General features: G+C 34.5%; 5 protein-coding genes and 1 pseudogene. 2 read left to right on the top strand and 4 right to left on the bottom strand.

Annotated elements, in window-relative coordinates; all coding sequences use genetic code 11:
* Together VFS71_RS00340 and VFS71_RS00335 are read left to right on the top strand one after the other, a co-directional pair.
* Positions 1–239 (top strand): annotated as a pseudogene (locus VFS71_RS00340) (C4-dicarboxylate ABC transporter); the annotation flags it as partial.
* Between the two features lie 20 nt (positions 240–259).
* Positions 260–1,462, top strand: coding sequence for a porin (locus tag VFS71_RS00335; RefSeq protein ID WP_326398670.1), 1,203 nt, complete (start codon positions 260–262; stop codon positions 1,460–1,462).
* Positions 1,463–1,557: 95 nt separating this feature from the next.
* On the opposite strand, the gene rplT is transcribed toward VFS71_RS00335, so the two are convergent.
* From rplT to thrS, 4 genes are all read right to left on the bottom strand, one after another.
* Positions 1,558–1,902, bottom strand: coding sequence for a 50S ribosomal protein L20 (gene rplT / locus VFS71_RS00330; protein WP_077371129.1), 345 nt, complete (start codon positions 1,900–1,902; stop codon positions 1,558–1,560).
* Between the two features lie 98 nt (positions 1,903–2,000).
* Positions 2,001–2,198: a 50S ribosomal protein L35 gene (gene rpmI, locus VFS71_RS00325; RefSeq protein WP_007810722.1), complete on the bottom strand. Its 198-nt coding sequence runs from the start codon at positions 2,196–2,198 to the stop codon at positions 2,001–2,003.
* 88 nt (positions 2,199–2,286) lie between these two features.
* The gene (gene infC / locus VFS71_RS00320; RefSeq protein ID WP_394338673.1) at positions 2,287–2,844 is read right to left on the bottom strand and encodes a translation initiation factor IF-3; all 558 of its coding nucleotides are present in this window, start codon (positions 2,842–2,844) and stop codon (positions 2,287–2,289) included.
* A 16-nt stretch (positions 2,845–2,860) separates the two neighbouring features.
* Positions 2,861–4,807 (bottom strand): threonine--tRNA ligase, encoded by a 1,947-nt coding sequence (gene thrS, locus VFS71_RS00315; RefSeq protein WP_326398669.1) that lies wholly within the window; start codon positions 4,805–4,807, stop codon positions 2,861–2,863.
* Positions 4,808–5,517: the final 710 nt, after the last annotated feature.

The following is a 5,517-nucleotide window of genomic DNA, read 5'->3' as shown; positions in this document are numbered from 1 at the left end:
TGCCATTAGGAATTGCTTTAGGACTTCCTTCATCGGCATTGATAGCTATATTCCCAGCCGTAAACAGTGACTTTGTTTTACCAGGATATCCAACATTATTGGCAGCTATAAATTTCGATAGAACAGGAAGTACCAAAATAGGAAGTTATGTAGTTAATCATAGTTTCAATTTGCCTGGAATAGTCGCCATTGGTGTAGCAATCGCAGTTGGTTTTTTATTGGGTTCGTTTTTATTGTAAATTTTTAAAATTAAATAATTATGAAAAAATATTTTATTTATTTAATGGTTGGACTTTTGCCAGTTATTGCATTTGCTCAAGTAGAACAGGTGGAAAAACAAACTAATGAAGGAGATTTTTTTATACCAGATTCGCTAAAATCGTTGATACCAGTTACAAAACAATCTTTGTTAAGGGATGTTGATGTGATTTTTAATTCACGTATGGCTTACAATAGTAATTTTATGGATGGCAGTCATACGCTATCAGAGTTTAATGTAAACCAACTTCGATTTGAAGTGAAAGGAAAAATACATGATAAAGTGTATTTTAGATTTCGTAACAGATACACTAGAGAGCCAATTCCTGGAGATTTGGATAACATTAGCAGATCAGTCGATCTCGCCTTTATAAGGATAGATTTATCACCAAAAACCAAATTCTCTTTTGGTAAACTATGTGCTGATTGGGGAGGCTTTGAATTTGATTTTAATCCAATCGATATCTTGACTTATAATGACGTGATAGAGTATGCAGATAATTTTTTAGTGGGAGCTGGGATATCTCATGATTTTGCTGATGGTAAAAACTCACTTTCTTTTCAAGTATTAAATTCTAGAACCAAAACCTATGAAGAGCAGTATGGAAGCTCTGCACCACCAAACATACATCCTTCTGAATATCCATTAGCAATGGTAGCTAACTGGCGAGGAAGTTTTTTTGATGGTAAATTTGAAACCACTTATAGCTATAGTTTCTTCAACGAAGCACAAGGAGCACACATGAACTATTTTGCACTTGGAAATAAGTTTAAAGCAAAGAATTTTGTTTTGTATTATGATTTTCAATACAGTGATGAAGGCCTTGATCGTAAAGGAATTGTTTCAAGTATTATTAGCAGTCAATATCAATATGCAGCACAAAACGCTCTTTATGTGGAAAACTGGATAAGAGCAGAGTATTTAGTGAGTCCTAAGATTAATTTGCTTTTAACAGTGATGAATAGTAATCATTCATGGAAAGACAATCCGGATCCAAATGGTAGTTCAAAATTATCTACGAGTTATGGACTTATTCCAACTGTTCAATACATGCCTTTCAAAGATATGAACATAAAATTTTATGTGGCTTATACTGCTAGAAAGTACAATTATACTAGCTATGCTGAAAATGCATTTGGTGTCAAAGATTATACGACGGGTCTTTTAGGCTTTGGATTTATTGCTCCATTATTGATTTTATAAATTGTCGGACATATATTTAAAAGCAAAAAACCCAATCGCCGAGGAGATTGGGTTTTTTTATAAGTAAGTAATTCTAAATTGAGTTTATATAACGTTTATTTTACTTTATTAAGTACTGCTTTGAAAGCTTCAGGGTGATTCATCGCTAAATCTGCAAGAACTTTACGGTTCAATTCGATTCCGTTAGATTTTACTTTACCCATGAATTGAGAATAAGACATTCCTTCCAATCTAGCTCCAGCGTTAATACGTTGAATCCATAATGAACGGAAATTTCTTTTATTCACTTTTCTGTCACGGTATGCATAGCACATTGCTTTTTCTACCGCGTTCTTTGCAACTGTCCAAACGTTTTTACGTCTACCAAAGAAACCTTTGGCTTGCTTCATTATTTTTTTTCTTCTTGCTCTTTTAGCAACTGAATTTACCGATCTTGGCATAATTTTATTGTTTTTTTTTAGCAGGCGTCCTGAATTTAATAAAAGGAACTTATGGCCATACTCCAAGGTTATTAAATTTGTTTTAACCTAAAGAATTATTAGATAATTCTTAATTGTTGTTTGATGCTTTTCATATCTGTAGAGTGAACTAGCGCTGAGTGAGTCAAAGCTAATTTACGTTTTTTAGATTTTTTAGTCAAGATGTGACTTTTAAAAGCATGCTTTCTTTTAATCTTTCCAGAACCAGTAACTTTGAAACGTTTCTTGGCGCTAGATTTGGTTTTCATTTTAGGCATTTTTTCCTAGTGTTTTAATTTATTATTACTTACTTATATTTAGATCTAAAAATTTAAAAGCCAGTTCGTGACTCTTAATTTTTAAGACTTATTTCTTTTTCTTAGGAGCAATAAACATAATCATTCTCTTTCCTTCAAGAATTGGCATTGCTTCAACTTTTCCGAATTCTTCTAAGTCAGTAGCCAATCTCAATAGTAAGATTTGCCCTTGGTCTTTATAGATAATTGAACGCCCTTTAAAGAATACAAAAGCCTTTAATTTAGCTCCTTCTTTTAAGAATTTTTCAGCATTCTTTCTCTTAAATTCGTAATCATGCTCATCCGTTTGAGGACCAAAACGTATTTCTTTTACTACTACTTGAGTAGATTTCGCTTTTAGAGCCTTATCACGTTTCTTTTGTTCGTAAACAAATTTCTTGTAATCCATGATTTTACAAACCGGTGGCTCTGCGTTTGGAGAAATCTCAACTAAATCCAATTCAAATTGGTCAGCTAATCTTAAAGCTTCTGCAAGTTTAAAAACTCCAGGCTCTATGTTTTCACCCACAAGTCTTACTTCTTGTACACCGCGAATAAAATTATTTATTCTGTGTGCATCCTTTTTTTCTACGCGAGGTTGGTAACCTCTGTTGCTTCTTATTGCTATGACTTTATAATTTAAGTTAAACTGTAAATACTTTTAATGTTTTTTTGATTTCCTCGTCAACAATCGAAGCAAATTCTTCTATTGTTACGCTGATATTGCCTTTTCCTTCTTGACCATGACGGCGTATAGAAATGGTTCCGTTTTTCTCTTCTTCCTCACCAACAATCAGCATAAACGGGATTTTCTGCATTTCTGCATCTCTAATTTTCTTTCCTATCGTCTCGCTTCTGTTGTCAATTAGGGCGCGAATTTCGTGATTTTCTAGCAGATTTAAAACTTTTTTAGCATAATTTTCATATTTCTCACTCAAAGACAGTATAATTGCCTGCTCAGGCATTAACCAAAGTGGGAAATTTCCTGCTGTGTGTTCTAATAAAATTGCAATAAAACGTTCCATAGATCCAAAAGGTGCTCTGTGGATCATCACGGGTCTATGTAGTTCATTGTCAGATCCTTTGTAAGTCAATTCAAAACGTTCCGGTAAATTGTAATCTACCTGAATCGTCCCTAACTGCCATTGTCTGCCTAAAGCATCCTTTACCATAAAATCCAGTTTTGGACCGTAGAAAGCAGCCTCTCCGTATTCTACAACAGTATTTAATCCTTTGTCTGCTGCTGCATTGATGATTGCATTTTCTGCTTTTTCCCAATTTTCATCAGAACCAATATATTTATCTCTGTTTACTTGATCTCTCAAAGAGATTTGAGCAGTAAAGTTCTCGAATCCTAATGAACCAAATACATAAAGTACTAAGTCGATTACTTTTTTAAACTCTTCGTCCAATTGTTCTGGAGTACAGAAAATATGGGCATCATCTTGAGTAAATCCTCTTACACGAGTTAAACCATGTAATTCACCACTTTGTTCGTATCTGTAAACGGTTCCAAATTCAGCATAACGCTTTGGTAAATCTTTATATGACCAAGGTCTTACATTGTAGATTTCACAGTGATGAGGGCAGTTCATCGGTTTCAATAAAAACTCTTCTCCTTCGGCAGGGGTATTGATAGGTTGAAAACTGTCAGCTCCGTATTTGGCATAATGTCCAGAAGTTACATACAACTCTTTTTGACCAATATGAGGAGTCACAACTTGTTCGTAACCTGCTTTTTTTTGTGCTTTTTTCAAAAATTGTTCCAAACGATCTCTCAAAGCAGCTCCTTTTGGCAACCATAACGGCAAACCTTGACCTACTTTTTGAGAAAAAGCGAACAATTCCAATTCTTTTCCTAATTTTCTGTGGTCGCGACGTTTCGCTTCTTCAAGTAATTCCAGGTATTCTGTTAAATCTTTTTGTTTTGGAAATGAAGTTCCGTAAACACGAGTTAATTGCTTATTTTTTTCATCACCTCTCCAGTAAGCGCCAGCAACACTCATTACTTTCATTGCTTTGATAATTCCTGTATTCGGAATATGTCCACCACGACATAAATCAGTAAAAGTTGAATGATCACAAAAAGTGATAGTTCCGTCTTCAAGATTCGTAATCAGTTCTGTTTTGTAAACATTGTCTTTGTACATTTCCAATGCTTCTGCTTTAGTAACAGGACGCATTTTGAATTCATGCTTTTCTCTTGAAATCTCAAGAACGCGGTCTTCAATTTTCTTAAAGTCGGCCTCAGTAATCTTTTGGTCTTCAAAATCAACGTCATAGTAAAAACCATTAGAAATTGCAGGTCCTAGAGTTAATTTTGCTCCAGGGTACATTTCTTCTAGAACTTGCGCCATAACGTGTGATGTTGAATGCCAAAAAGCTTTCTTGCCATCTGCATCATTCCAAGTATATAATGTAAGACTGCCGTCGGTCGTCAGTGGTGTAGATGTTTCAATAGTTGTACCATTAAAAGATGCCGAAATTACATTTCTGGCAAATCCTTCGCTAATGCTTTTTGCAACATCCATCGGAGTTACTCCTGGAGCAAACTCTCTAACTGACCCGTCGGGCAAAGTAATCTTAATCATTGTTTTTTATATTTTAAGATTGCAAATATAAAGTATTAGCAAAACACATACAATAGGTATATAAGGTTTGTTCTATATATAAGTATAAAATGCAATTAGATGTTGTTGTAAAAGAAGAATACCAATGTTGAGGAGCCATTTCCCGCTATCCGCTATAATCTTACTAAGCCGAACCCCGGCTTATAAGGATTTCCGCTGCTATCGGGGCTAGGGTATGGGTTTTCATAAGAAAGGAAGTGAAAAATCCACACCTTTATATAGGAGACGAAAATGCAAAAGGAAATCCGATCCTTATATATAGGAGATGTGGTTTGAAAAGAAAAGATCCACAGAAACCCGTCTTCTCTGTATTTGGTTTAAGCCTCGGTAATACCAAAACAAACCAAAAAGCAACAAAAGCGATTGAATTATCAGAAATGGCCTATTGAGATTTTCAAATCGATAAAAAAGGTGATCTGTAAATTTCAATATATCAATGTGTTAAAAAATAAATGTAAAATTAAAGTAAAATAAATGTAAAAAGCCATTGTTTAGACGAATAAAGACGCTACTTTTGCACCCGCAACGATGCAGACGTTCATAGAAATCCTGACAAGCCCGACGAAATCCAGACGAAAATTTATTTTCAAAAAAAGATTAGAAAAAGCTTGTGAGATTCGAAAACGTAAGCTATTTTTGCACCCCGCAAAACGCGTAACGTTCCTTGAAAG

Source organism: Flavobacterium sp., assembly GCF_035760125.1.
In the GTDB taxonomy this organism is placed as follows: Bacteria; Bacteroidota; Bacteroidia; order Flavobacteriales; family Flavobacteriaceae; genus Flavobacterium.
Note: the sequence above shows the minus strand (reverse complement) of the source record. Positions and strands in the feature narration are given on the sequence as shown.